This window comes from Citrobacter sp. wls708, assembly GCF_005281255.1.
GTDB lineage: Bacteria > Pseudomonadota > Gammaproteobacteria > Enterobacterales > Enterobacteriaceae > Citrobacter > Citrobacter werkmanii.
This window is the reverse complement of the sequence record NZ_SZXE01000018.1, coordinates 383,704-410,193: the sequence shown is the minus strand read 5'-3', so window position 1 is coordinate 410,193 and position 26,490 is coordinate 383,704. Positions and strand designations below refer to the sequence as shown.

Sequence of the window (26,490 nt, the reverse complement as noted above, 5' to 3'; positions counted from 1 at the left end):
GCTATGAAATTTACCGTTGAACGTGAACATTTATTAAAACCGCTTCAGCAGGTCAGCGGCCCGCTGGGTGGACGTCCTACACTGCCGATCCTCGGAAACCTGCTGCTGCAGGTCGCTGACGGTGCGCTTTCTCTGACTGGTACCGATCTCGAAATGGAGATGGTGGCGCGCGTGGCGTTGATCCAGCCTCATGAACCTGGTGCTACTACCGTTCCGGCGCGTAAATTCTTCGACATTTGCCGCGGATTGCCGGAAGGCGCGGAAATTGCCGTTCAACTGGAAGGCGACCGCATGCTGGTACGCTCTGGTCGCAGCCGTTTCTCGCTGTCCACGCTGCCTGCCGCCGACTTCCCTAATCTGGATGACTGGCAGAGCGAAGTCGAATTCACCCTGCCGCAGGCCACGATGAAGCGCCTGATTGAAGCCACGCAGTTTTCGATGGCGCATCAGGACGTGCGTTACTACTTAAACGGCATGCTGTTTGAAACCGAAGGGGAAGAGCTGCGTACCGTGGCGACCGACGGTCACCGTCTGGCGGTTTGTTCAATGCCTGTCGGTCAGCCGTTGCCCAGCCATTCGGTGATCGTACCGCGTAAAGGCGTGATTGAACTGATGCGTATGCTCGACGGCGGTGACAACCCGCTGCGCGTGCAGATTGGCAGCAACAACATTCGTGCGCACGTGGGCGATTTCATCTTCACCTCCAAGCTGGTTGATGGCCGTTTCCCGGATTATCGCCGCGTATTGCCGAAGAATCCGGACAAACATCTGGAAGCCGGTTGCGATATCCTTAAACAGGCGTTTGCCCGTGCGGCAATTCTTTCTAACGAGAAATTCCGCGGCGTGCGTCTGTATGTCAGCGAAAATCAGCTCAAAATCACCGCCAACAACCCGGAGCAGGAAGAAGCAGAAGAAATTCTGGATGTCTCCTATCCTGGTACAGAACTGGAAATCGGTTTTAACGTGAGCTACGTGCTTGACGTTCTGAACGCGCTGAAGTGCGAGAACGTGCGTATTTTGCTGACCGATTCCGTATCGAGCGTACAGATTGAAGATGCGGCCAGCCAATCCGCAGCCTATGTCGTCATGCCTATGCGCTTGTAAAGAATATCGGGCTATCTTACTTGTTATTCTGGCTCCGGGCAGTGCTCGCACAAAATACGAAGTATTTTGGACGTCCTATGGACGGCCCGAAGGGCGAGCGCAGCGAGCAATCCTCACGTACTTCAGTACGCTCCGGTTGCTGTGCGCTGGCCGTAACCAGACTAACTGCGACGATAACGCCCTGGTTATGAGTTGATATGTCGCTATCCCGACTGCTAATCAAAGATTTCCGCAATATTGAAAATGCGGATCTCGCTTTATCCCCCGGCTTTAACTTCCTGGTTGGCGCGAACGGCAGCGGCAAAACCAGTGTGCTGGAAGCCATCTATACGCTCGGCCATGGCCGGGCGTTTCGCAGTTTGCAGATTGGCCGCGTGATTCGCCACGAGCAGGAGTCGTTTGTTTTACACGGACGATTGCAGGGAGAAGAGCGCGAGACATCGATTGGTCTGACGAAAGACAAACTGGGCGACAGCAAAGTGCGCATTGACGGCACTGACGGGCACAAGGTCGCTGAACTGGCGCACCTGATGCCGATGCAGCTGATCACGCCAGAGGGGTTTACTTTACTCAACGGCGGCCCCAAATACAGAAGAGCATTTCTTGACTGGGGATGCTTTCACAATGAAGCCGGATTTTTCACCGCCTGGAGCAACCTGAAGCGACTGCTCAAGCAGCGCAATGCGGCACTGCGCCAGGTGAGTCGTTATGAGCAACTGCGCCCGTGGGATAGAGAACTTATTCCGCTGGCGGAACAAATCAGCACCTGGCGCGCGGAGTACAGCGCGGGTATCGCGCAGGATATGGCGGATACCTGCCAGCAGTTTCTTCCCGAGTTTTCTCTCTCGTTCTCTTTCCAGCGTGGTTGGGAGAAGGAGACAGATTATGCCGAGGTGCTGGAACGCAGTTTTGAACGCGATCGCATGTTGACCTACACCGCACACGGCCCGCATAAGGCGGATTTCCGCATTCGTGCCGACGGTGCGCCGGTAGAAGACACGTTGTCGCGTGGGCAGCTAAAACTGCTAATGTGCGCCTTACGTCTGGCGCAAGGGGAGTTCCTGACCCGTGAAAGCGGACGGCGCTGCCTGTACCTGATAGATGATTTTGCCTCTGAACTGGATGATGCGCGTCGCGGGCTGCTGGCCAGCCGCTTAAAAGCCACGCAATCTCAGGTCTTTGTCAGCGCAATCAGCGCTGAACACGTTATAGACATGTCCGATGAAAATTCGAAGATGTTTACCGTGGAAAAGGGTAAAATAACGGATTAACCCAAGATAAAATGAGCGAGAAACGTTGATGTCGAATTCTTATGACTCCTCCAGTATCAAAGTCCTGAAAGGGCTGGATGCGGTGCGTAAGCGCCCGGGTATGTATATCGGCGACACGGATGACGGCACCGGTCTGCACCACATGGTATTCGAGGTGGTAGATAACGCTATCGACGAAGCGCTCGCGGGTCACTGTAAAGATATCGTGGTAACGATTCACGCGGACAACTCCGTGTCTGTTACCGATGATGGCCGTGGTATCCCAACCGGTATTCACCCGGAAGAGGGCGTTTCGGCGGCGGAAGTTATCATGACTGTTCTGCACGCAGGCGGTAAATTCGATGATAACTCCTATAAAGTTTCCGGTGGTTTGCACGGCGTAGGTGTCTCCGTCGTTAACGCCCTGTCGCAGAAACTGGAGCTGGTGATTCGTCGTGAAGGCAAAGTGCATCAGCAAACTTACGTGCATGGTGTGCCGCAGGCGCCGCTGGCGGTAACAGGCGAAACGGAAGTAACGGGTACTCAGGTTCGTTTCTGGCCAAGCCATGAAACCTTCACTAACGTGACCGAGTTCGAATACGACATTCTGGCGAAGCGTCTGCGCGAGCTGTCATTCCTGAACTCTGGCGTCTCTATTCGTCTGCGCGATAAGCGCGACGGCAAAGAAGATCATTTCCACTACGAAGGCGGCATCAAGGCGTTTGTTGAATATCTCAACAAAAACAAAACGCCGATCCACCCGAATATCTTCTACTTCTCCACCGAAAAAGACGGTATCGGCGTTGAAGTTGCGCTGCAGTGGAACGACGGCTTCCAGGAAAATATCTACTGCTTCACCAACAACATTCCGCAGCGTGACGGCGGGACTCACCTTGCAGGCTTCCGTGCGGCGATGACCCGTACCCTGAACGCCTACATGGACAAAGAAGGCTACAGCAAAAAAGCCAAAGTCAGCGCCACCGGCGACGATGCCCGTGAAGGCCTGATTGCCGTGGTTTCCGTGAAAGTGCCGGACCCGAAATTCTCCTCGCAGACCAAAGACAAACTGGTCTCCTCTGAGGTGAAATCGGCGGTTGAACAGCAGATGAACGAACTGCTGAGCGAATACCTGCTGGAAAACCCGTCTGACGCGAAAATCGTCGTCGGCAAGATTATCGATGCGGCCCGTGCCCGTGAAGCAGCACGTCGCGCGCGTGAAATGACCCGTCGTAAAGGCGCGCTGGACTTAGCCGGTCTGCCGGGCAAGCTGGCGGACTGTCAGGAACGTGACCCGGCGCTGTCCGAACTGTACCTTGTGGAAGGGGACTCCGCGGGCGGTTCTGCGAAGCAGGGGCGTAACCGTAAAAACCAGGCGATTCTGCCGCTGAAGGGTAAAATCCTCAACGTCGAGAAAGCGCGTTTCGACAAAATGCTCTCCTCTCAGGAAGTGGCAACACTGATTACCGCGCTCGGCTGCGGCATTGGTCGCGACGAGTACAACCCGGACAAACTGCGTTATCACAGCATCATCATCATGACCGATGCGGACGTCGACGGTTCGCATATCCGTACGCTGCTGTTGACCTTCTTCTATCGTCAGATGCCGGAAATCGTTGAACGCGGCCACGTTTACATTGCGCAGCCGCCGCTGTACAAAGTGAAGAAAGGCAAGCAGGAACAGTACATCAAAGACGATGAAGCGATGGATCAGTACCAAATTTCTATCGCTCTGGATGGCGCAACGCTGCACACCAACGCCAGTGCGCCTGCCCTTTCAGGTGAGTCGTTAGAGAAACTGGTTTCTGAATACAACGCGACGCAGAAAATGATTGGCCGTATGGAACGTCGTTTCCCGAAAGCGCTGCTGAAAGAGCTGGTTTATCAACCGACGCTGCCGGAAGCTGATTTGGCGAACGAACAGAACGTTACCCGTTGGGTTAACGCGCTGATTACCGAGCTGAACGAAAAAGAACAGCACGGTAGCCTGTGGAAGTTTGATGTTCACCATAACGCAGAGCAGAATCTGTTTGAGCCGATTGTACGCGTACGTACTCACGGTGTGGATACCGACTATGTGCTGGATCACGAGTTTGTGACCGGTGGCGAGTACCATCGTATTTGCACGCTCGGTGAGAAGTTGCGCGGGCTGATCGAAGATGATGCGTTTATCGAACGTGGCGAGCGTCGCCAGCCGGTGGCCAGCTTTGAGCAGGCGCTGGAATGGCTGCAGAAAGAGTCTCGTCGCGGTCTCGCTATCCAGCGTTATAAAGGTCTGGGCGAGATGAACCCGGAACAGCTGTGGGAAACGACCATGGATCCGGAAAGCCGTCGCATGTTGCGCGTTACTGTGAAGGATGCGATTGCCGCTGACCAGCTGTTCACCACCCTGATGGGCGATGCCGTCGAACCACGCCGCGCATTTATCGAAGAAAACGCCCTGAAAGCGGCGAACATCGATATCTAAGCCAATCTGTAGGCCGGATAAGGCGGTTTACGCTGCCATCCGGCAAGATGTTGTATTGTGCCTGATGGCGCGTTGCTTATCAGGCCTACAAACGACAACCGACCTACAAAAGGGGAATCTTGATTCCCCTTTCTATCCTCCTTTTCGTAGCTGTTTTTTGAGCGGAATCGCGTTAGCATGAGGGCGGACTCATTTAATCCGGGGAACTCATGGCTATCAAACTTATTGCTATCGACATGGATGGCACACTTCTGCTGCCCGATCACACCATTTCACCTGCAGTCAAAACGGCAATTGCCGCGGCACGCGCGCGTGGCGTGAACGTAGTGCTGACCACGGGACGCCCGTATGCCGGCGTTCACAGCTATCTGAAAGAACTGCACATGGAACAACCCGGTGACTACTGCATTACCTACAACGGTGCGCTGGTGCAGAAAGCAGGCGATGGCAGTACTGTGGCGCAAACCGCGCTGAGCTATGATGATTATCGCTATTTGGAGCAACTCTCCCGGGAAGTTGGCTCGCATTTCCACGCGCTCGATCGCAACACGCTGTATACCGCTAACCGTGATATCAGTTATTACACGGTGCATGAATCGTTTGTCGCGACGATTCCGCTGGTGTTCTGTGAGGCTGAAAAAATGGATCCGGCGACCCAGTTCCTGAAAGTGATGATGATTGATGAGCCGGAGATCCTCGACAAGGCCATCTCGCGCATTCCGGCGGAAGTGAAAGAAAAGTACACCGTGCTGAAAAGTGCGCCGTACTTCCTCGAAATCCTTGATAAACGCGTCAACAAAGGGACTGGCGTAAAATCGCTGGCCGATGCGTTGGGAATTAAAGCCGAAGAGGTTATGGCGATTGGCGATCAGGAAAACGACATCGCGATGATTGAATACGCCGGCGTGGGCGTTGCGATGGATAACGCCATTCCAACGGTGAAAGAGATCGCCAACTTTGTGACGAAATCTAATCTGGAAGACGGTGTTGCCTGGGCCATTGAGAAGTACGTCCTCTCCTGATGTGCGTTATGCCTGGCTTCGGCCAGGCATAAAACATTAAGAATGTTATAAAAATCACGTTTGTATTATCAGATGTGAAACCGCACATTAATCCCCCCATTTAGTACGCAACTTCTATACTCTCCCACCTTCTTTTATATTCAGGCGGTTCCTGCCTGCAACTATGTTTTCTTATGACTAACACAAGCATTCGCCTGGTGTTGATGACGTCTTCCTGTTTGATTTTTCAAGCCTGTGCTGCGACGGATTCTGGCTCAACGTTAACACCTTTGTATGATTATCAGGATGATGGTCAGGCCGCTTCTTTGCCGGTAAAACCGGCGACTAAACCTGCTGCAAGCCACTCCGTTTTGCCCTTTTTAGGTGACGAGGCGCGTAAACGTGGTTACGACCTGCCTGAGCCGTTTGGTGTGAATATTAACTACATGAATATCAGGCAGAATATTAATGTAGACAGTATTAACTTTAATGGCCTTTCTTTGGGTGGTCATTCGCTGGATAACGCATTCAAAATTAACGTTGGCAATACGCGCGAGAGAAGCAAAACAGAAACCCTGAAACTGGATGCCTGGCTGCTGCCGTTTATGAACGTCTATGGCCTGGTGGGCTATACCGACGGTCACTCCGTTTCGCAGATTGGTGTAGGCATTAAAGGGCCACGCAAAGTTCACACGCCAGACAATTTGCAAAACCTGGCGTTTCAGCTCGACTTTAAAGGCACGACCTACGGTGTGGGGACGACACTGGTGGGCGGTGTGGGTAACTGGTTTACGGCTTTTGATGCCAATTATACTCAGACGCAGTTTGACATTCTTGACGGTAGTATTGATGCCTTCACGGTTTCTCCGCGAGTCGGTTATCGCTTTACCACCCCGGGTGTGGAAGCACTGTACTTGCCGTCCGGCAAGCTGAATCTGTGGATTGGCAGTATGTATCAGGACGTGCAGCAAGAATTCAGGGGTAGCCTTAGCGATCTCAATATGCCGTCTGAGACGCTGCAGAAAATGGTGGATATCGCGAATAAGGACGGCAATGGCCGTTTCGACGTTAAACAGCATCTGCAATCCCCCTGGAACGTACTGGTCGGGGCGCAGTATGAATTGACCCGAAACTTTAACGTGACGACCGAAATTGGCTTTGCCGACCGTAACAGCTTTTTCATGGCTGGAGAGTACCGCTTTTGATCCGCCTCGCTTTCTTGTTGTTGGTGAGTCTGTTCGCCTGCATTGCGCAGGCAGAATTACCGACCCGCGACGAAGTTGACGGCTGGCTGAATACACTGGGCGCCAGCGATAACTTTAACGCCAGTAAAGGTATCGATTGGGGCGTAATGCCGGGGCCATTTTACACTCCGGAACTGGGGCTGGGGATAGGTACCGCGGTGGTGGGAATGTATCGCCCAGACCCAAACGACACGGTGAGTCAGAACTCGACGCTGACCCTCAGCGGCTACTTTAGCTCAACGGGCGCTTTCGGCGTCACTATGCAAAATTATGCCTTTTTTGCGGACGATCGCTGGCGTTTCTTTCTCAATGGCGCATTAACCGATACACCAACCTGGTACTGGGGGCAGGGATTTAGTGCCGGAGATAAAGACAGCCAGAAACAGCAATATACGGCTCAGGATCTGGATCTGCACCCCACGTTATATCGTCGGGTAGCGCCTAATATCTATCTGGGCGTCGGCTGGTCGCTGAACGCGCAACATGCTGCGCAAATGGATGGTAACGATCCGCCAAAAATTGAAAATACCGGGCAGGGCGCGTCGGTGCTAAGTTCCGGCAGCAGTGTCGAACTTAGCTGGGATGACCGCGACTTTGTTCCTAACCCGCGCCAGGGACAATATGCCGACGTACGCTATACCCGCTATACGCCCGATGCGGGGAGCGATACCCGGTTTGATGAATACCAGTTGCACTACAGCCGTTATCACTCTTTGGACGAGAAGAATGTGCTTGCCTGGGAGATGGACGGTGCCTTTACTCAGGGGGATGTGCCGTGGAGCATGATGCCGCTGCTCGGTAGCAATCAGCGGATGCGCGGCTATTACGAAGGACGCTATCGCGATAAAAACGCCGTCAGCGGGCAGGTAGAGTATCGCCGCAAACTTGACTGGCGGCATGGCGTGGTTGGCTGGTTGGGCGCAGGGACGATGGGGCCATCATTTAGCGCGCTGGATGACGGACGCTGGCTACCCTCGGCGGGGGTGGGGTATCGCTTTGAATTTAAGCCGCGGGTGAATGTGCGTCTGGATTATGGCATTGGCAAAGGGAGCAGCGGTTTTTATTTTCAGGTAGGAGAGGCGTTTTGATCAATAAAGTGCTGCTGATGACTATCTTGTTATTGGCAACGGTCGGGGTCCATGCTGCGATACCTGTACCTTTGCAGTTGGTAAATGAAGATGACAAGGCCGAAAGCACCGCCTGGCCAGTTGTTTCGCCGCTCCCTGCGCCCCAAGGGTTACGTCCGTGCTGCGCTTTTGGTTACGACCTGCACGCGCAGGTGCTGGATATGCCGGTACCGTTTTATGAACTTAATAACGTCGTGGCAGCTAATGGTATTGGCGAGCATCGCTATAACGATAGCCTGCTGTTAGGGCTAGTGAACCTGGCCGGCATCGGGCATGAACACAATGGCATTGTGTACACCTCTCGCGGCGGTTTCATCGATATCGCGCATGTACGAGATACCGCAGATATGACGGTCTGGATTTTTAGCCATCTACTTCCACAGTTAGGTCAGCCTTTTACGTTGCGACTCGAAGATGAACTGGCGGAGCGGCATATCGTTTTCAACGCCTTCACACCACCTGAAACGGCGGGCGATCGTTACGCATTAGCTGCCTGGCTGGCAGCACATCTGGCCTTTCAGCTCGCGGCCTGGCATGAAATTGCACAATGGTACGGTTTTGAGTCAGTTCCTGGGTTTTCTGAGGAAGTTTCCGCATTTTCACCGGAAGATCTCTACTCCAACCTGTTGGGGGCAAGAATTGCGGTGTCGCTGATCCTTGATGGGCAACTGGCAACATCAGGGATGTACGATGCGGCAATGAATAATGCACTGCGTCAGGCGTTAACGCAGTTGGGAGCTAAGTCAGAAACAATAACCCGTTTTCAGTTTGATATGCTGGATGGCAAGTGGTGGAACAGCCAGCGTCGGGTGCCGGAGAAATATCTGGTGCTGCACAGAAACTACGATGTAAGTGATTCGCGTTTGCCAACGCCAGTGCCGGGCGAAAAAGCCGCGCCGCTACGCCTGTCATTACCGCATCACTGGCGAAATTATTCCCTTGATTCGCTGGCGCAACTTCAACTCCGGCCCGGAAGTAACATGGCGCGGCTACCTTTACCACAATCCTGGTATAGCGATGCTAATTTCCCTGCGCTGGCTACGCTTGCAGGTGCCAGGGATAATCTGTCGAAAGTGGATGAGCATTCATTCCTTTATTAAAAAACCTCCACCAGAACTTCACTGGCGGAGGTTTTCTGCACATGCCGGACCCAATCCGATAATCGCTACGCTAAATCCTGCAAGTGAAGTGCTTGTGAAGTATGATTGCTTAAATCGTCTTGTATCAGGGCATCCCATGAAGCAAATCACCTTTACGCCGCGTAATCATCAGCTTACCAATATCAACACCTGGACCCCGGACAGTCAGTGGCTGGTCTTCGACGTGCGTCCTTCCGGTGCCTCTTTTACGGGGGAAACGATTGAACGCGTTAATGTTCATACTGGCGAACTGGAGGTGATTTACCGGGCCACTCAGGGGGCACATGTTGGCGTGGTGACCGTTCATCCAAAGTCGGAAAAGTATGTTTTTATTCATGGGCCAGAAAATCCAGATGAAACATGGGATTACGACTTTCATCATCGCCGTGGGGTGATTGTTTCGCAGGCAGAGGTGACGAATCTGGATGCGATGGATATCACCGCGCCGTACACGCCTGGCGCGTTACGCGGCGGCAGTCATGTGCATGTCTTTAGCCCGAACGGTGAGTTTGTCAGTTTTACTTATAACGACCATGTGCTGCATGAACGCTCCCCGGCGCTGGATTTACGTAACGTCGGCGTGGCTGCGCCGTATGGTCCGGTGAACGTATCCGCGCAGCATCCACGTGAATATAGCGGGAGCCGCTGGTGCGTGCTGGTGAGTCAAACGACGCCGGCGCCAAAACCGGGGAGCGATGAGATAAACCGCGCCTATGAAGAAGGTTGGGTGGGCGAAAGCACACTGGCGTTTATCGGCGATACGTTGTCAGTGACCGGTGAGAAAGTGCCGGAGCTGTTTATTGTTGATTTGCCTCAGAATGAAAGCGGCTGGAAACAGCCGGGTGATGCTCCGCTGGAGGGCACAGAGGCGACAATGCCTGCGCCGCCATCCGGTATTCGCCAACGTCGCCTGACGTTTACTCATGAGCGCGCCTTTCCGGGGCTGGTGAATCAGCCGCGCCACTGGGTGCGCAGTAATCCGCAGACGTCTGAAATTGCGTTTTTAATGCGCGACAACCATGGCGTTGTGCAGCTGTGGTTAATTCCACCGCAGGGTGGTGAGCCGCGTCAGCTTACCCGTTGCGCCACGGGTATTCAGTCGGCATTCAACTGGCATCCATCAGGGAAATGGCTGGGGTTTGTGCTGGAAAACAGAATAGCCTGTTGTGATGCTCAGACGGGAGAGATTGATTTTTTAACGGCGCGTCACGGCAACCCTCCGTCGGCCGATGCGGTTGTCTTCTCTCCTGATGGGCGACTGGTTGCGTGGATGGAAGAGGTCGAAGGGTTCCGCCAACTGTGGATGACTGAAACAGGGCGTTAATTAAGGTGCAGTCATTTTCGCCGGGGGGATAACGGCATTCGTGGCCTGCGTTCTCTCCTCGCTCTTTTCTACGCGCGATCTCACCGAGTTATCTTTACGAAAGAGATCCCACGGAAGCAATACGGTATCCAGCACCGCAGTAAAAGGCATATCCAGAATCGCCAGCGACTTCGTTCCCCAATTCGTATCACTTTCGCTGATCATGGTGGCGCTGGCGCGTGTGCCAGGATACGTCCCTTCTTTGCCTCCGGTATGCGACATTATGCTGGAACAACCGCTCAAAAACGCCATCCCGCTGCACATTGTCAGTGTTACCAACATTTTTTTTATCATCGTTTATTCATCTGTTTTCATCGTGTTTGCATTGTGAGTTAAAGCGATCCGTTGCGAAAATAACATCACCATTTCGTCGCACTGTGGCGGCTATCGCGATTTATCGATAACAACTGCTCTCCCCAGTGTATGCAATAGACAACAAACTGCAAAAAAAGTCAGATGAATACACTTGAAAAGTTTGTGTTAAGACCCATTTTTAGGATGTAGACAACAGAAGGGCATGCCTGATGGGTGTCCTGGCTACCTGACCTGTCCATGATGGAAGGTCTCACATTCTCGCTGATTTCAGGAGCTATTGATTATGCGTAACTTTGATTTATCCCCGCTGTACCGTTCTGCTATTGGTTTTGACCGTCTGTTTAACCTGCTGGAAAACAACCAGAGCCAGAGTAATGGCGGCTACCCTCCGTACAACGTTGAGCTGGTAGACGAAAACCATTACCGCATTGCGATTGCCGTTGCCGGTTTTGCTGAAAGCGAGCTGGAAATTACCGCGCAGGACAATCTGCTGGTGGTAAAAGGCGCTCATGCGGATGAGCAAAAAGAACGTACTTACCTGTATCAGGGTATTGCCGAGCGCAACTTCGAACGTAAGTTCCAGTTAGCGGAGAACATTCATGTTCGCGGCGCAAACCTGGTGAATGGTCTGCTGTATATCGATCTTGAGCGCGTTATTCCCGAAGCGAACAAACCGCGCCGCATCGAAATCAACTAATTCTGTGGGCCGCTTCAGGCGGCCCTGCTAAGCAATCGGCTTGCCGTCAGGGAGCCGAAAGGTACCTACTCGCTTCTTAGAAGGAGATTATTATGCGTAACTACGATTTATCCCCACTGCTGCGTCAATGGATCGGTTTTGACAAACTGGCCAATGCGTTACAAAACGCCGGTGAAAGCCAGAGCTTCCCACCCTATAACATCGAAAAGAGCGATGATAACCACTATCGCATTACCCTTGCGTTAGCCGGTTTCCGCCAGGAAGATCTGGATATTCAACTGGAAGGCACACGCCTGACGGTGAAAGGTACACCGCAGCAGCCGGAAAAAGAGACAAAATGGTTGCACCAGGGGCTGGTTACTCAGTCGTTCAGTCTGAGCTTTACGCTGGCTGAAAATATGGAGGTCTCCGGCGCAAGCTTTACTAACGGCTTGCTGCATATCGATTTGACCCGTAATGAACCTGAAACCATTGCCCCACAACGTATCGCTATCAGCGAACGTCCCGCATTAAATAGCTAAATAGCTCCATGCCTTTGCCCCGCCAGAAATGACGGGGCTTTTTTGTGCTTTACCACCCATACATTGCGACTGTACTCTGCGAGAATCCATTTACTTAATGATGTTATTCACAGGGAACAGGATAATGAGTGATATAGCATTGACGGTCAGCGTTCTGGCGTTGGTGGCGGTTGTCGGATTATGGATCGGCAACATAAAAATACGTGGCGTTGGTTTTGGCATCGGAGGGGTGCTGTTCGGCGGTATTATCGTCGGACATTTTGTCGATCAGGCAGGGATGACCCTGAGCGGCGACATGCTGCATTTCATTCAGGAATTTGGCCTGATTCTTTTCGTCTACACCATCGGTATTCAGGTGGGGCCGGGCTTTTTTGCGTCATTGCGCGTTTCCGGGCTGCGGCTGAATCTGTTTGCCGTACTGATTGTCATCATGGGGGGGCTGGTCACCGCGATCCTGCATAAGATTTTTGCCATTCCCCTTCCGGTGGTGCTGGGGATATTCTCCGGCGCGGTCACCAATACGCCGGCGCTGGGGGCGGGGCAGCAAATTCTGCGCGATCTGGGGACACCAGCAGATATTGTAGACCAGATGGGGATGAGCTATGCCATGGCTTATCCTTTTGGTATCTGCGGTATTTTGCTCACGATGTGGCTGATGCGCCTTATTTTCCGCGTTAACGTCGATGCTGAAGCTCAGCAGCATGAATCCACGTTGACCAACGGACACGCGCTGATTCAGACCATGAACATCCGCGTGGAAAACCCGAACCTCAACAATATGGCGATTCAGGATGTCCCAATTCTGAACAGCGATAAAATCATCTGCTCGCGTCTGAAACGTGAAGAGACATTGATGGTGCCGTCGCCAGGGACGATTATCCAGATGGGCGACCTGCTACACCTGGTCGGCCAGCCCGGTGACCTGCATAACGCGCAGGTGGTGATTGGGCAGGAGGTGGACACATCGCTGTCGACGCGAGGTACTGATTTACGCGTTGAACGCGTGGTGGTGACCAACGAACAGGTGCTGGGTAAACGTATCCGCGACCTGCATTTTAAAGAACGTTACGACGTGGTTATCTCCCGTCTGAACCGTGCGGGCGTTGAGCTGGTGGCCAGCAGCGATGCCAGCCTGCAATTCGGGGATATCCTCAATCTGGTGGGGCGTCCCGCATCCATTGATGCCGTTGCCAATGTTGTCGGCAACGCGCAGCAAAAACTGCAACAGGTGCAGATGCTGCCGGTATTTATCGGTATAGGACTGGGTGTTCTACTGGGGTCCATCCCGCTGTTCATCCCGGGTTTCCCGGTGGCGTTAAAATTGGGTTTGGCCGGTGGACCGCTGATCATGGCCTTAATTCTGGGGCGTATTGGCAGTATTGGTAAGCTGTACTGGTTTATGCCTCCCAGCGCTAACCTGGCGCTGCGAGAGTTAGGTATTGTGCTGTTCCTTGCGGTGGTTGGCCTGAAGTCCGGCGGTGATTTTGTTAATACGCTGACCCAGGGCGATGGGCTGAGTTGGGTCGGGTACGGTATTTTTATTACCGCCATTCCGCTGATTACCGTGGGACTGCTGGCGCGTATCTTCGCCAAAATGAACTATCTGACGCTGTGCGGTATGCTGGCGGGTTCGATGACCGATCCCCCCGCGCTGGCGTTTGCTAACAACCTGCATGCCACCAGCGGGGCGGCGGCGCTCTCCTATGCTACCGTTTATCCGCTGGTGATGTTCCTGAGGATTATCACCCCACAGCTGCTGGCGGTGATTTTCTGGGGAATAGGTTAGTAACAGCGTATCCGGCCTGCATCTTCTGTAGGTCGGATACGGTGCAAGTCGCCATTCGCCACATCTTTTTTTTCCATTGTCTCATCACATTACGTTCTCTTCCGTTTGCGAATCAGGTTCATACTGCTGAACTGTTCCGGTATAACGACCAGACAACAATATTGAAGGAGTCGTCATGAAGATTTCCCGCCTAGGGGAAGCGCCGGATTACCGCTTCTCGCTGGCAAATGAACGCACATTTCTGGCATGGATACGCACCTCGTTAGGTTTTCTGGCCGCAGGCGTTGGTCTGGATCAACTGGCTCCGGATTTCGCCACGCCAGTTATTCGCGAAGTATTGGCCCTGTTGCTGTGTCTGTTTGCTGGCGGTCTGGCTATTTATGGTTATTTGCGCTGGTTACGTAATGAAAAGGCAATGCGCTTGAAAGAGGATTTGCCTTACACCCACAGTTTGCTCATTATCAGCGCAATGCTGACGATTGTAGCGGTGATTGTTATGGTGCTGGTGCTGTATGCCGGATAGCCGTAAATCGCGACGTATCGCCGATCCGGGACTACAACCGGAGCGCACATCGTTGGCATGGTTTCGTACGTTGTTGGGTTATGGCGCGTTAATGGCGCTGGCGATTAAGCACAACTGGCATCAGGCTGGGGCACTGTTCTGGATATCTATCGTCATACTGACGTTGGTGGCGATTATTCTCTGGCGTTATACCCGCAGCCGTAATCTCATGGATGTGAGTGATAGTGATTTTTCTGAATCTCGCGCGGTGCGTGACAAATTTATGATCTCCCTCGCGGTGTTATCCCTCGCAATACTGTTTGCTGTAACGCATGTTCGCCAACTTATCGTATTTATCGAGAATTTTGCATGACAGGATGTGAGAACATGGATGTTAGTGATGACGTTTTAGAAATGGTGATTAACCACCAGAAAAGTTTACAACCGGTTGAATTGTATCGTGGTTTGCAACAAGGAAAAGTTCGCCTCGTACAGTTTACTCCTTTGATTAAGCGCGATGCTTCAGGTTACCTGACTGAAGATTCAGTGACGCCGGACGGGTGGGGGCGATTTTTAATTGCGATATTTGATATCTGGGTACGTGAAGATATTAATCAAATATCTATTCAGCTTTTCGATAATACGCTACGCCAGTGGTGTGGTCGGACTGCACTGTTTGAATGCCAGACGATGACACTGCAGAATACACGCTGTCAGGCATGCTCTTTGTTTCAGTACTACCATGGAGATTGTCCTGCGTATCGCGAGGAGAATGGAAAGGGCGTGCTGTGTACAGGATATCAGGCTTTCTTCAACCATACCGCTCCGCATATGCGCGTGATGCGTGACCTGCTTAAGCAGCATCGCTCACCGATGGAACTGATGGCGATGCTGCGTTAAGCACAGCGGCGTTATCGCCCTTTGGCCAGATACTGCGCCATTTCGGCTTCCGGCACCATGCCGCCGCCGGTCGCCCACACCAGATGAGTGGCGTTATTGAGCTGGTCGGCGCTGAAGCCGTGCATCTGCTGATAGTCAGCAGAGGCGCAAACGTGCTGCGGACCGGCCATCCCCGCCAGCGCTGAAGGCTCAAGGCGAATCCCTTCTTCCTGCGCCAGCCAGCCCAGCATGTCGTACATCGTCTGATCGTCCAGGGTGTACAGACCGTCGAGCAGACGTTCCATCGCCCGGCCGACAAACCCCGAAGCGCGGCCCACCGCCAGCCCATCCGCCGCCGTCAGGTTGTCGATGCCAATGTCCTGCACGGAAATGGTATCGTGCAGCCCGGTATAAATCCCCAGCAGCATGCAGGGTGAATGGGTCGGCTCGGCGAAGAAGCAGTGTACGTTATCGCCAAACGCCAGCTTCAGACCAAACGCCACCCCGCCAGGACCGCCGCCGACGCCGCACGGCAGGTAGACAAACAGCGGATGGTCAGAATCCACCACGCGACCCTGCTGCGCGAACTGCGCCTTCAGACGCTGACCAGCCACCGCGTAACCTAAAAACAGCGTGCGGGAGTTTTCATCATCAATAAAGAAGCAGTTCGGATCGGACTCTGCCGCTTTGCGGCCCTGTTCAACCGCCACGCCGTAATCTTCTTCATACTCGACGACCGTCACGCCGTGACTGCGTAGTTTGGCTTTTTTCCATGCGCGCGCGTCGGCAGACATATGTACCGTCACCTTAAAGCCGATACGGGCGCTCATGATGCCAATCGACATCCCCAGGTTGCCGGTGGAGCCTACCGCGATGCTGTACTGGCTGAAAAACTGTTTAAATTCAGGTGAAAGCAGAATGCTGTAATCATCTTCTGTCGTCAGCAGACCGGCTTCCAGCGCCAGTTTTTCCGCGTGGGTCAGGACCTCATAAATGCCGCCACGCGCTTTAATTGAGCCGGAAATCGGCAGGTGGCTGTCTTTCTTCAGCAACAGTTCGCCGCAGATGTGCTGTCCGAATGCTTTTTCCAGTCGTTTTTGCATCAATGGGATTGCAGCCAGCTCAGACTCAATAATGCCGCCGGTGGCTGCGGTTTCCGGGAAGGCCTGTGCCAGGTACGGTGCGAAGCGCTTCAGCCGGGCATGGGCATCCTGAACATCGTGTTCGGTCAGGCCAACATAGGGTAAACCTTCAGCAAGAGAGGTGGTGCCAGGGTTAAACCAGGCCGTCTCTTTGAGAGCCACCAGATCTTCCACTAAAGGATACTGGGCGATAAGTGTTTGAATGTTTTCCATAGTCAGTCTCTTCGCGCTTAAATAATAAAGGAAAGCAGGAATGTGCACACCAGTGCAATCACGGACGCGATAAATGTCGCGGTCGTATAGTATTTGAACGTCTCATTCAGGGTGGCGCCGCAGTACTGCTTCACCAGCCAGAAGAGGGAATCTGTGACGATCGTGCAGCCAATGGCGCCGGAACCAATTGCAATAGCGATGATCTCCGGGCTAACGTTGGGATAGAGCGGCAGCATTGGTGCCACGATTGCCGTCGCGCCCATCATCGCCACCGTGGCAGAGCCCACCGCAGCATGCAGAATTAACGCCACCAGCCACGCCAGCAGAATTGGGTGCATATGCATGTTTGAAAGGATTAGCGCGAGGGTATCCGCCAGCCCGCTACTCTTGAGGATAGCGTTGAATGCGCCGCCTGCGCCGATAATCAGCAGAATGTTGGCAATCGAACCAAACCCGTTTTCAGTGTGGGTCAGCAGCGCGCCCATGCCGATGTGCTGACGCAGGCCGAGAATGTAGTAGGCTACGAAGACGGCAATAAACATCGCGGTGATCGGGTTACCAATAAACTCCAGCAGCGTATACAGCGTGCTGCCTTTCGCCATGTTCAACTCAGCAACGGTTTTGACCAGCATCAGGCCAATCGGCAACAGGACGGTAAACAGCGTTGCGCCCAGCGACGGCAGTGTACTTTCGTCGCGAACTTTCAGGTCGGAAAACTCAGCCGGCACCGGTTTAAACGGCAGGCGGTTACCGAGAAATTTCAGATACAGCGGCCCGCCGACAAGCGAGGCCATTAAGCCCACCAGTAAACCGTAAACAATTACGCTGCCAATGTCCGCACCCAGCTTATTCGCGACGAACAGAGCGGCAGGATGCGGCGGCACCACACAGTGCACCGCCATCAGCGCCGTACACAGTGGGATCGCCAGCTTCAGCAGTGAAGTATTGGTCTTTTTGGCAATCGAAAAAGCCAGCGGAATCAACAGTACCACGCCGACTTCAACAAACAGCGTGATCCCGCAAATCAGCCCGACCAGCACCATAATGACATCAGCGGAAAGCCAGCGGCAGCGCTGTAACGTCAGGCCAATGCGTTCTGCCGCGCCGGAAACTTCCATCATTTTGCCCAGAATGGTCCCGAGGCCGATAACCGCGGCGAGGAAGCCCAGCGTACCGCCAATGCCGCTCTCAATGGCATTGACCATATCCAGCGGCCCCATACCCATCATCGTACCCACGAAGAAGCTGGCTAACAGCAGCGCCAGAAACGGGTGGAATTTGAACTTCACGATGGTCAAAACGATTAACACGATGCTTATCAGCAGCGTGCTCACAACCCAGATTTGAGAGTGCATAACTCACCTTGCCCTGTGATTAACCTGAGGTTATTGGACAAAAATAAGGCAGGGTCTGACAAACGATATAAATCCTCTTTCACATGAGCCAGATTGCATCAAGTGAGTGATTTACGTCTAATTACACGCCATTAGTGCGATATGGTTCACTATGAATCATCTTTGTGCTGATTTTTACAGCGGTTTTTTTTACACTCCGACGCATGATTCAGGATGACAGAGATGAATATGGATCCCCTACGCGAAGTCAGAAACCGACTACTTAACGGCTGGCAGCTGTCAAAGCTGTATACCTTTGAAGTGGCGGCCCGCCATCAGTCGTTTGCGCTGGCGGCAGATGAGCTGTCATTAAGCCCCAGCGCCGTCAGCCACCGCATTAATCAGCTGGAAGATGAGCTGGGTATTCAGCTGTTTGTCCGTTCTCACCGCAAAGTGGAACTGACTCACGAGGGTAAACGGGTGTTCTGGGCGCTGAAATCGTCGCTGGACACGCTTAACCAGGAAATTCTTGATATCAAAAATCAGGAACTGTCGGGGACGCTCACCGTGTACTCACGGCCCTCTATCGCCCAGTGTTGGCTGGTTCCGGCGCTCGGCGACTTCACCCGTCGCTACCCGTCGATTTCGCTGACCATGCTGACTGGGAACGACAACGTCAATCTGCAGCGTGCCGGCATCGACCTGGCGATCTATTTTGATGACGCGCCCTCCGCGCAGCTCACGCATCATTTCCTGATGGATGAAGAGATTTTGCCGGTCTGCAGCCCGGACTATGCCTCTCGTTATGGTCTCACTGGCTCGCTGGTGAATTTGCCGCACTGTACGTTGCTGCATGACAGACAGGCGTGGAGCAACGATTCCGGGACCGATGAATGGCACAGCTGGGCGCAGCATTTTGCGGTAAATTTGCCGACATCGTCGGGCATTGGTTTCGATCGTTCTGATTTAGCGGTGATTGCGGCAATGAATCACATCGGCGTAGCGATGGGCCGTAAGAGGCTGGTGCAAAAACGCCTCGATAGCGGAGAGCTGGTCGCGCCTTTTGGCGATATGGCGCTGAAATGCCATCAGCATTACTACATCACCACGCTGCCCGGCAGGCAGTGGCCGAAAATCGAGGCGTTTATTGGCTGGCTACAGGAGCAGGTTAAATAAGCGGGGCATGCATATTTTTTACGCTTTCTCTCTACACGGAAAGTGAAAAAGCATGCTAAATACGTGATATCACTCCTGATGATTTGCGTAAGGACGACCGTGTTAAAGTCGATTGTTTCCCTGTTACTCTTCGCCAGCGCCACCGTGTGCGCTGCGCAACCTGCGCTGACGGCGGCGTCGTATGCACAGCAGCTTGGGGTCGGGATGGACGTAGATTGGGCGCGAACCGAGCGTGGCATCCGCGAGTTCGATCCGCTGGTGGTGCGGGATTTCAGGGCGAAAGGCATTTCCCATGTGCGCATTCGCGTGGCGGGAGAACCGACAGAAGCCAGACTGATTCATCTGCGCAAGCTGGTCGAAGCCTGCGAGCAGTATGGCGTAATCCCGATTATTGCTTACCAGGCGGATGAATATAAACAAGACCCCAGCGCCGGTAATGAAAAAGAGGTGGTGAACTGGTGGGTGGCGGTGGCGCATTACTTTGGTCAACGTTCGCCGCTTCTGGGTTTTGACCTGATTTATGAACCTGCGGATAAGCTCAACCATAATCAGGCATCGCTCAACCGGGTGTATGACAAAACGATTCGTACCATCCACGCTATTGACCCGCAACGGATGATCTTCATTGCGCCGCGACTGCGTGCCGCGCCGGAAGAACTGCCGAACCTGAAGTTGCCGCCGCAAAGCCAGAATACCGTGCTGGCCGAATGGCATATCTTCCCGTGGGGGCCGCTGAAAAATAACGGCAAATACCCATGGACGTCAGGGACTGCAGCGGAAAAGACGGCTATTCGCGCCCGTATCAATACCGCCATTCGCTGGCAGCAGAAAACCGGTCATGTGAGTTGGGTAGGCGGCTGGTCGCCGGGAGAAACCATTAAAAATGGACCTTCTGCTGCGCAAATGGCCTTCGCCCGTTTTATGGCGTGCGAGCTGAAGAAAGCGAAGATTCCCTATGCTGTCAATGCGGATACGCAGTTCTATGATGGCGAGGAGGGAGCCTGGCGTCCGGCGCTGGAGCCGTTACTGACGACGATGATTGCGCCTGAATGTGACAAGCCCGGCGATAAACCGGGCCATCATGCGCTTAAACCGCCTGCCCCTGATGCGACACGCGTGACGCCAGTGGAAGCCAGCATACAAAAATCAGCAGCCCCATAAGGGTCATCAACAGGCCCAGACTGGCTTGTCCGGTCTGTGGCAGCATCGCAGAGAACCACGCCAGCACACCGGAACCAATGTTCTGTAATCCCCCGACCAGCGCGCCGGCAGTGCCCGCCAGGAACGGGAAAGGTTCCATTGCGCCGCTGGTTGCCAGTGGAAACAACATCCCGGCGCCGAAGAAAAACAGCGCGGCGGGAACCAGCAGCGTCCAGACGTTCATCACGTCGAACAGGCCTGGGATCCACATCATCAAACCGGCAACCAGACAGCAGATGACCGACTGCCACATCAGCGTTGAGAAACGCTTGTTCGGGCGACCGGCGAACCAGGCGCCGAAAAACGCCGCCGGAATAGGCAGAATAAACAGGATACTGACCACCATGCTGCTTAAACCCAGCCTTGCGCCCAATAATACCCCGGAGCAGGCTTCGAAGACCGCAACGCCCGCCAGGCCGCCGATCAGCATGAGCACGTAACAGGTGAAAGAGCTGTTGCCAAACAGCGTCTTGTAGCTGGCGATAAGCCGTGGACGCGGCGCGCCTGCCGGGCGCGTTTCCGGCATCCAGCGCGCCATGCTAAACGTGACGCCCGCGCACAGAATCAGCAGAAAAATATAACAAGCGCGCCAGTTCCACACGGTATCCAGCATACCGCCAATCAGCGGCGCCAGCAGCGGACTGACCAGGATCCCCATATTCAGCAAACTGTTGGCGTGACGAAGCTGTGTACCTTCATACAGGTCTCGCGGCAAGGTTCGCGCCATCACACCGCCGACGCCCGTTCCCATCCCCTGGATTGCACTGGCGATAATCAGTACCGTCAGGCTGTGGGTGGTGATGGCGACCAGCGTGGCCAGCATAAAAATAGACATCCCGGCGAGGATCACCGGACGGCGGCCAACGCGATCGGAAAGTGGGCCGTAAAACAGTTGTGACAGGCCGTAGGTCAGCAGATAGGCGGCCATCACGCTCTGCACCGCCCCTTCGCGAACGTTCAGTTCACGCGCCATATCAGCAATAGCGGGGATATAAATGGTTTGCGCCATCTGTCCAACCGCCACCAGTAATACCAACATCAACAACAAATTGACGCTTCTATGCCTTTTCATTTCGCTGATAACTTTTAAAAAAGTGAAAAAATAAGAATAAGGTGCTGCACTTTCCCGTAAATGCGCGTGGAATCTACCACAACAGAAAAAGAAGGCCAGATAGTAGGCTGGAATGTTTAAGCGATGAACGGCAGGAAATGTAAACAAAAAACGGCAACAAATGTTGCCGGATTGCATCAGGTCGACCAACAGATCATGACAAGCGTAGCAAAACCGCGCCTATGGCAATACCTGCGGCTGCGACAAGACGTATCCCTGCGACCTTCTCTTTCAGCAGCAGCCAGGCGAGCAGCGCGCCAAACAGGATGGAAGTTTCACGCAGCGCAGCGACCACCGCCAACGGCGCCTGGGTCATGGCCCACAGCGCCAGTCCGTAGGAACCCATCGTGCCAATCCCGCCAAGAATACCTTTCTTCCACTGCTGTACCAGATAGCGTGACGCTTCCCGGCGTCTGGCGATCATCGCCCATGTGAGCAGGCAAGAACCGTTCAGAAAGAAGGTCCACAGCGTATAACCCAACGCGGTTTCTGATAAGCGTACCCCGGTGCCGTCGACCAGCGTGTAACCGGCAATAAAACAGGCGTTAATGAGCGCCAGAACGATCCCGCGTTGCGAGCTGCTTCGTCCGTTAAATGCCATGCCGAGAATAGCCAGGCAGATGGTGGCAATCCCCACCCAGGCAAGCATAGAGAGACTATCGCCAAGAAACAGGACGCTGATAATCGCAACCAGCAACGGTGCGGTGCCGCGCATTAAAGGGTAGGTCTGACTCATATCCGAAACCTGATAGGTTTTGGCGACAAGAACCGTGTACACCACTTGTAAGGCCGTTGAGACAGCCAAAAACGGCAGGCTGGCGGCAGAAGGCTGAGGCGCAAAGGGTAAGCAGATCAATGCCATAATCGCAGCCGAGCCGCTGACGCCGATCGCCGAGTACAGTTTATCGTTTCCAGCCTTAACAATGGCATTCCAGCTGGCATGCAGCAACGCGGCGAACAGCAAAATGCAGAAAACAGAAAGCGTCATGGCGGAATTCTTCCCTGAGAATGTCATAAAAACGTAACATATTGACGCGTGACAAGCACCTGGGAAAAGGTGAAAGGGGAGCGGAGTGTTACCCGCTCCCCTTAGGTGCGACTTGAATCTGAATTACTTAACGTATTTCAGAACGGCATCAAGTAGTTGCAGTGCTGCAACAATGAGTTTGAGGATAAGAATAGCGATATCCACGAGGCTCATACGCTCTCCTTTTGGTACAAGGAGCACGGTGCTGGCGTACCTCGCCGCTGCCTGTTGCCAGCACCTTTGTTGACATAACACAGTGTGCTCACACGGGGGTTAAGGCGCTGACGGCACCACCCGTTTCAGCCAGGACTTTGATGCGCCGGTTTACGATGCGGCCCCCGCATAACACATTGCGTACCGAAATATTATAGATAAATACTGTATAAATTAACAGTATTTTATGGACGAGACGTCAACATTAGGCCATACTCAACATCATCAAAATTCGTGCCGAAATTGCGTGTTCTTCGCAGAACGCGTATACTTTTCTCGTTGACATAACACAGTGTGCTCGGCGGCTACCAACCGCACAACGCTGAAAAGAACCTCGCTCCGGCGGGGTTTTTTGTTTTTCATCATCACATAGCGAAATGTGATCTTTGACGCATTTTTGTGCAGATGAAAATTTTTCCATTGTCACGCTGAAAAACCTGTGTTTGTATAAATCCAGTTAATCAACAAACAGACAGGTCCCTAATGAACCCTTCCATGCTGACTGCGACCCTACTAAAAACTGCGCCATCTCGCGCAGCGGTCGTCGTGCGTGTGGTGGTGGTCGTCGGCAATGCGCCGTAGGGTCCGGATCAACACACGATTCCAAAACCCCGCCGGCGCAAACCGGGCGGGGTTTTTCGTTTAAGAGACCTGCCCGGAGCAACGGCCCAGAATAAAAGGACTGGAGCATGGCAAGTTCGGGCATAACATCCAAGCGTACGCGTTTTACGGGCGCAGAATTCATCGTTCATTTCCTGGAACGTCAGGGAATCCAGGTAGTCACCGGTATCCCTGGCGGATCGATCCTTCCCGTCTATGACGCGTTAAGCCAAAGCACGAAAATCCGTCATATCCTGGCGCGCCACGAGCAGGGTGCGGGGTTTATCGCGCAAGGCATGGCGCGAACCGATGGTAAACCCGCCGTGTGTATGGCTTGTAGCGGGCCGGGCGCCACCAACCTGGTTACCGCGATTGCCGATGCTCGTCTGGATTCCATCCCGCTGGTGTGTATCACCGGGCAGGTTCCGGCCTCGATGATCGGTACCGACGCCTTCCAGGAAGTCGACACCTACGGTATTTCTATCCCCATCACCAAACACAACTATCTGGTCCGCCATATCAATGAATTACCGCAGGTCATGAGCGATGCGTTCCGCATTGCGCAGTCCGGACGTCCAGGCCCGGTGTGGATAGACATTCCTAAGGATATTCAAACCGCCGTATTTGACATTGAAGAGATGCCGGAACCCGCGCAGAAAATGGCGGCGCCGGCGTTCAGTCAGGACAGCATTCGCGATGCCGCGGCCATGATTAATGCCGCACAGCGTCCGGTGCTGTACCTCGGCGGCGGCGTGATTAACGCGCCCGCACGCGTGCGTGAACTGGCCGAAAAAGCCATGCTGCCTACCACCATGACCTTGATGGCGCTGGGCATGCTGCCAAAGGCGCATCCGCTGTCGTTAGGCATGCTGGGTATGCACGGCGCGCGCAGCACCAACTTTATTCTGCAAGAAGCGGACTTACTGATTGTTCTGGGCGCACGTTTTGATGACCGGGCGATTGGTAAAACCGAACAGTTCTGCCCGAACGCCAAAATCATCCACGTGGATATCGATCGTGCGGAGCTGGGTAAAATCAAACAGCCGCATGTCGCGATTCAGGCGGATGTCGATGAGGTTCTGGCGCAACTGATCCCACTGGTTGCAGCCCAGCCGCGAGAGGCATGGCATCAGATGGTGGCCGATTTACAACGTGAGTTTCCTTGCGCTATTCCGCAGGAAAGCGACCCGCTCAGTCACTATGGGCTGATCAACGCTGTGGCGGCTTGCGTGGATGACAGCGCCATTATCACCACCGACGTCGGCCAGCATCAGATGTGGGCGGCGCAGGCTTATCCGCTGAACCGTCCACGCCAGTGGCTGACCTCTGGTGGTCTGGGCACCATGGGATTTGGTCTGCCGGCGGCCATTGGCGCGGCGCTGGCGAACCCGGATAAAAAAGTCCTGTGCTTCTCTGGCGACGGTAGCCTGATGATGAATATTCAGGAAATGGCGACGGCCAGCGAAAATCAGCTGGATATTAAAATCATTCTGATGAATAACGAAGCGCTGGGTCTGGTACATCAGCAGCAGAGCCTGTTCTATAAGCAGGGTGTTTTTGCCGCGACCTATCCGGGGATGATTAACTTTATGCAGATCGCAGCCGGATTTGGTCTGGAAACTTGTGATTTAAATAACGAAGCGGATCCACAGGCAGCGTTGCAGGAAATGATTAATCGTCCTGGACCTGCGCTGATCCACGTGCGTATCGACGCGGAAGAAAAAGTGTACCCGATGGTGCCGCCGGGCGCGGCAAACACTGAAATGGTGGGGGAATAAGCCATGCAACAGCAGACTCATGACAACGTAATCCTGGAACTCACCGTACGCAACCATCCGGGCGTAATGACCCACGTCTGCGGGCTGTTTGCCCGCCGCGCGTTCAACGTGGAAGGTATTCTTTGCCTACCGATCCAGGACAGCGATAAGAGCCGTATCTGGCTACTGGTCAACGACGATCAGCGTCTGGAACAGATGATAAGCCAGATCGACAAACTGGAAGATGTGGTGAAAGTCGCCCGAAACCAGTCAGACCCGTCGATGTTTAATAAAATCTCCGTCTTCTTCGAGTGAGTTAGTCGCCGTCTGAATCCGGGGTAATCACTTTGACAGAGCCGTTCCGGCAGTGGGTTGCGTAATCTGCCGGTAACGGACGGTCGCTTATCAGTACGTCAAAGGTGGAGAGTGGACCAATGCTGGCGGGGGCGACCTCATCGAACAGGGCGTGGCGCGTCAGCAGAATTTTACGTAATCCGCGTTCCATCGCTTTGCGTTTTGTGGCCAGATCGTCCGGATTGAACCAGCTAACGCCGAAATGCTCATGGATTCCGCTGGCGGAGATAAAGACTTTCCGTGGGTTGAGTGCATCCAGCGGGGAGGGATTGCTGGTGTCGTAAAAGGCGTCACTTTTCGCCCGGTAGGTTCCCCCGCAAAGAATCGCTGTGGCGTTGGGTTTTTCATTTAGCGCTACAAACACCCGATGCGAGTAGCAAATCCCGGTAAAGGAAATATCGTCCGGGATCATGCTGACCACCAACGGCATTTCCGCACCATTATCAAAAAAGACCAGATCATTTTCACTCACCAGTCCCGCTGCCAGAATGGCAACCGGTAAATCGTCGCGGTGATACTGCTTTTGCGCGGGGAGTGGCGCGTTAACGATGGTAGCAGGTTTGTTCACCATCACAATGTAACCACCGAGCAGCGTGAGGGGTAACGGCTCGTCATCCTGACTGAGATCCCGACGAATAGTCATCACGGAAACTTCCAGCATTCGTGCCGCCTCTTTCAGATGGATTCGGTCGGTCTTCTTCAACAATTCCATCAGACGTCGAATACGTTCTTTCTGCTTGGTTTCCATGTGCTTCTCCACGAATCATATTTCCATGTTCCTTCAGTAACATTTTTGTGTTTCTGAGAACATGACATTGCCGCATTACTATACGTCTGACTATTCGGAAATAAAAGCGTGTTTTTTCACGTTTTATTGATTATATACAGTTAACTTTCAGTCAATTGTAAGCAACTTCATCATTTTTAGTGTGATCGGATAGCAACATTTAGCGTAATAAATAAACAATAAA

Annotated in this window: 26 protein-coding genes and 1 other annotated feature; of the genes, 19 read left to right on the top strand and 7 right to left on the bottom strand. The window is 53.5% G+C overall.

Translation table 11 applies throughout. The annotated features are described in order from the left end of the window. Positions 1-3: 3 nt before the first annotated feature. The 8 genes from dnaN (at position 4) to FDW97_RS15185 (ending at position 10,653) form a co-directional block, all read left to right on the top strand. A complete protein-coding gene (gene dnaN, locus FDW97_RS15220; RefSeq protein WP_005121477.1) occupies positions 4-1,104 on the top strand; it encodes a DNA polymerase III subunit beta in 1,101 nt (366 codons plus the stop codon). Between the two features lie 197 nt (positions 1,105-1,301). Further along, complete coding sequence (recF, locus tag FDW97_RS15215; protein WP_069323651.1) at positions 1,302-2,375, top strand: DNA replication/repair protein RecF; 1,074 nt, start codon at positions 1,302-1,304, stop codon at positions 2,373-2,375. 28 nt (positions 2,376-2,403) lie between these two features. Continuing rightward, positions 2,404-4,818 carry a DNA topoisomerase (ATP-hydrolyzing) subunit B gene (gyrB, locus tag FDW97_RS15210; protein WP_006687741.1) on the top strand — a complete coding sequence of 805 codons (2,415 nt, stop codon included), beginning with the start codon at positions 2,404-2,406 and terminating at the stop codon, positions 4,816-4,818. Positions 4,819-5,027: 209 nt separating this feature from the next. Then, positions 5,028-5,840, top strand: a complete 813-nt coding sequence (gene yidA, locus FDW97_RS15205; protein ID WP_038635719.1) for a sugar-phosphatase — start codon at positions 5,028-5,030, stop codon at positions 5,838-5,840. A gap of 173 nt (positions 5,841-6,013) precedes the next feature. Beyond that, complete coding sequence (locus tag FDW97_RS15200; protein WP_051594498.1) at positions 6,014-7,024, top strand: hypothetical protein; 1,011 nt, start codon at positions 6,014-6,016, stop codon at positions 7,022-7,024. A 41-nt stretch (positions 7,025-7,065) separates the two neighbouring features. After that, positions 7,066-8,151 carry a BamA/TamA family outer membrane protein gene (locus tag FDW97_RS15195; RefSeq protein WP_223229564.1) on the top strand — a complete coding sequence of 362 codons (1,086 nt, stop codon included), beginning with the start codon at positions 7,066-7,068 and terminating at the stop codon, positions 8,149-8,151. Between the two features lie 17 nt (positions 8,152-8,168). Beyond that, the gene (locus FDW97_RS15190) at positions 8,169-9,290 is read left to right on the top strand and encodes a DUF4056 domain-containing protein (protein ID WP_170973688.1); all 1,122 of its coding nucleotides are present in this window, start codon (positions 8,169-8,171) and stop codon (positions 9,288-9,290) included. Between the two features lie 136 nt (positions 9,291-9,426). Next, positions 9,427-10,653: a DUF3748 domain-containing protein gene (locus FDW97_RS15185; protein ID WP_085049151.1), complete on the top strand. Its 1,227-nt coding sequence runs from the start codon at positions 9,427-9,429 to the stop codon at positions 10,651-10,653. Here the strand turns inward: FDW97_RS15185 and FDW97_RS15180 are convergent, their stop codons facing one another. Next, complete coding sequence (locus FDW97_RS15180; protein WP_085049150.1) at positions 10,654-10,986, bottom strand: YceK/YidQ family lipoprotein; 333 nt, start codon at positions 10,984-10,986, stop codon at positions 10,654-10,656. A 238-nt stretch (positions 10,987-11,224) separates the two neighbouring features. Next, positions 11,225-11,297 (top strand) — a sequence feature (ROSE (Repression Of Heat Shock gene Expression) occurs in the 5'-region of heat shock genes and acts as an RNA thermometer to modulate expression.). Here FDW97_RS15180 and ibpA point away from each other — a divergent pair. The 6 genes from ibpA to FDW97_RS15150 all read left to right on the top strand — a co-directional run bounded on the left by ibpA (position 11,291) and on the right by FDW97_RS15150 (position 15,413). Further along, positions 11,291-11,704, top strand: coding sequence for a small heat shock chaperone IbpA (ibpA, locus tag FDW97_RS15175; RefSeq protein ID WP_006687722.1), 414 nt, complete (start codon positions 11,291-11,293; stop codon positions 11,702-11,704). (Overlaps the previous feature by 7 nt.) A gap of 92 nt (positions 11,705-11,796) precedes the next feature. Continuing rightward, entirely contained in the window at positions 11,797-12,225 is a 429-nt protein-coding gene (ibpB, locus tag FDW97_RS15170) for a small heat shock chaperone IbpB (protein WP_005121488.1), read from the top strand. A 124-nt stretch (positions 12,226-12,349) separates the two neighbouring features. Further along, the gene (locus tag FDW97_RS15165; RefSeq protein WP_038635704.1) at positions 12,350-14,011 is read left to right on the top strand and encodes a putative transporter; all 1,662 of its coding nucleotides are present in this window, start codon (positions 12,350-12,352) and stop codon (positions 14,009-14,011) included. Between the two features lie 175 nt (positions 14,012-14,186). Then, a complete protein-coding gene (locus tag FDW97_RS15160) occupies positions 14,187-14,534 on the top strand; it encodes a YidH family protein (RefSeq protein WP_038635701.1) in 348 nt (115 codons plus the stop codon). Further along, on the top strand, positions 14,524-14,886 hold the full coding sequence (locus tag FDW97_RS15155) for a DUF202 domain-containing protein (RefSeq protein WP_085049149.1): 363 nt from the start codon (positions 14,524-14,526) through the stop codon (positions 14,884-14,886). Before FDW97_RS15160 ends, FDW97_RS15155 begins: the two co-directional genes overlap by 11 nt. 14 nt (positions 14,887-14,900) lie before the next feature. After that, a complete protein-coding gene (locus FDW97_RS15150; protein WP_038635697.1) occupies positions 14,901-15,413 on the top strand; it encodes a radical SAM protein in 513 nt (170 codons plus the stop codon). A gap of 11 nt (positions 15,414-15,424) precedes the next feature. Here FDW97_RS15150 and dsdA read toward each other — a convergent pair whose 3' ends face one another. Then, positions 15,425-16,747, bottom strand: a complete 1,323-nt coding sequence (dsdA, locus tag FDW97_RS15145) for a D-serine ammonia-lyase (RefSeq protein ID WP_137351258.1) — start codon at positions 16,745-16,747, stop codon at positions 15,425-15,427. 17 nt (positions 16,748-16,764) lie between these two features. Continuing rightward, positions 16,765-18,102 (bottom strand): D-serine transporter DsdX, encoded by a 1,338-nt coding sequence (gene dsdX / locus FDW97_RS15140; RefSeq protein ID WP_085049147.1) that lies wholly within the window; start codon positions 18,100-18,102, stop codon positions 16,765-16,767. A gap of 228 nt (positions 18,103-18,330) precedes the next feature. On the opposite strand from dsdX, the gene dsdC reads away from it, so the two are divergent. Together dsdC and FDW97_RS15130 are read left to right on the top strand one after the other, a co-directional pair. Then, positions 18,331-19,257: a DNA-binding transcriptional regulator DsdC gene (gene dsdC, locus FDW97_RS15135; protein ID WP_069323826.1), complete on the top strand. Its 927-nt coding sequence runs from the start codon at positions 18,331-18,333 to the stop codon at positions 19,255-19,257. A gap of 78 nt (positions 19,258-19,335) precedes the next feature. Beyond that, on the top strand, positions 19,336-20,418 hold the full coding sequence (locus FDW97_RS15130; RefSeq protein ID WP_085049146.1) for a cellulase family glycosylhydrolase: 1,083 nt from the start codon (positions 19,336-19,338) through the stop codon (positions 20,416-20,418). Here the strand turns inward: FDW97_RS15130 and emrD are convergent. The 3 genes from emrD to tisB all read right to left on the bottom strand — a co-directional run bounded on the left by emrD (position 20,345) and on the right by tisB (position 22,769). Next, a complete protein-coding gene (gene emrD / locus FDW97_RS15125; RefSeq protein WP_038635685.1) occupies positions 20,345-21,529 on the bottom strand; it encodes a multidrug efflux MFS transporter EmrD in 1,185 nt (394 codons plus the stop codon). The two genes, FDW97_RS15130 and emrD, sit on opposite strands and share 74 nt — an antisense overlap. A 193-nt stretch (positions 21,530-21,722) precedes the next feature. Beyond that, positions 21,723-22,556: a DMT family transporter gene (locus FDW97_RS15120; RefSeq protein WP_085049145.1), complete on the bottom strand. Its 834-nt coding sequence runs from the start codon at positions 22,554-22,556 to the stop codon at positions 21,723-21,725. Positions 22,557-22,679: 123 nt separating this feature from the next. Then, positions 22,680-22,769, bottom strand: a complete 90-nt coding sequence (tisB, locus tag FDW97_RS15115) for a type I toxin-antitoxin system toxin TisB (RefSeq protein ID WP_003023909.1) — start codon at positions 22,767-22,769, stop codon at positions 22,680-22,682. 522 nt (positions 22,770-23,291) lie between these two features. Between tisB and ivbL the strand changes: the two genes are divergently transcribed. From ivbL to ilvN, 3 genes are all read left to right on the top strand, one after another. Beyond that, entirely contained in the window at positions 23,292-23,390 is a 99-nt protein-coding gene (gene ivbL, locus FDW97_RS15105) for an ilvB operon leader peptide IvbL (RefSeq protein ID WP_003827118.1), read from the top strand. Positions 23,391-23,497: 107 nt separating this feature from the next. Continuing rightward, entirely contained in the window at positions 23,498-25,186 is a 1,689-nt protein-coding gene (ilvB, locus tag FDW97_RS15100) for an acetolactate synthase large subunit (protein ID WP_085049144.1), read from the top strand. Between the two features lie 3 nt (positions 25,187-25,189). Further along, complete coding sequence (gene ilvN, locus FDW97_RS15095; protein WP_038635677.1) at positions 25,190-25,480, top strand: acetolactate synthase small subunit; 291 nt, start codon at positions 25,190-25,192, stop codon at positions 25,478-25,480. A 1-nt stretch (position 25,481) separates the two neighbouring features. Here the strand turns inward: ilvN and FDW97_RS15090 are convergent, their stop codons facing one another. Beyond that, positions 25,482-26,267, bottom strand: coding sequence for a DeoR family transcriptional regulator (locus FDW97_RS15090; protein WP_085049143.1), 786 nt, complete (start codon positions 26,265-26,267; stop codon positions 25,482-25,484). Positions 26,268-26,490 lie beyond the last annotated feature (223 nt).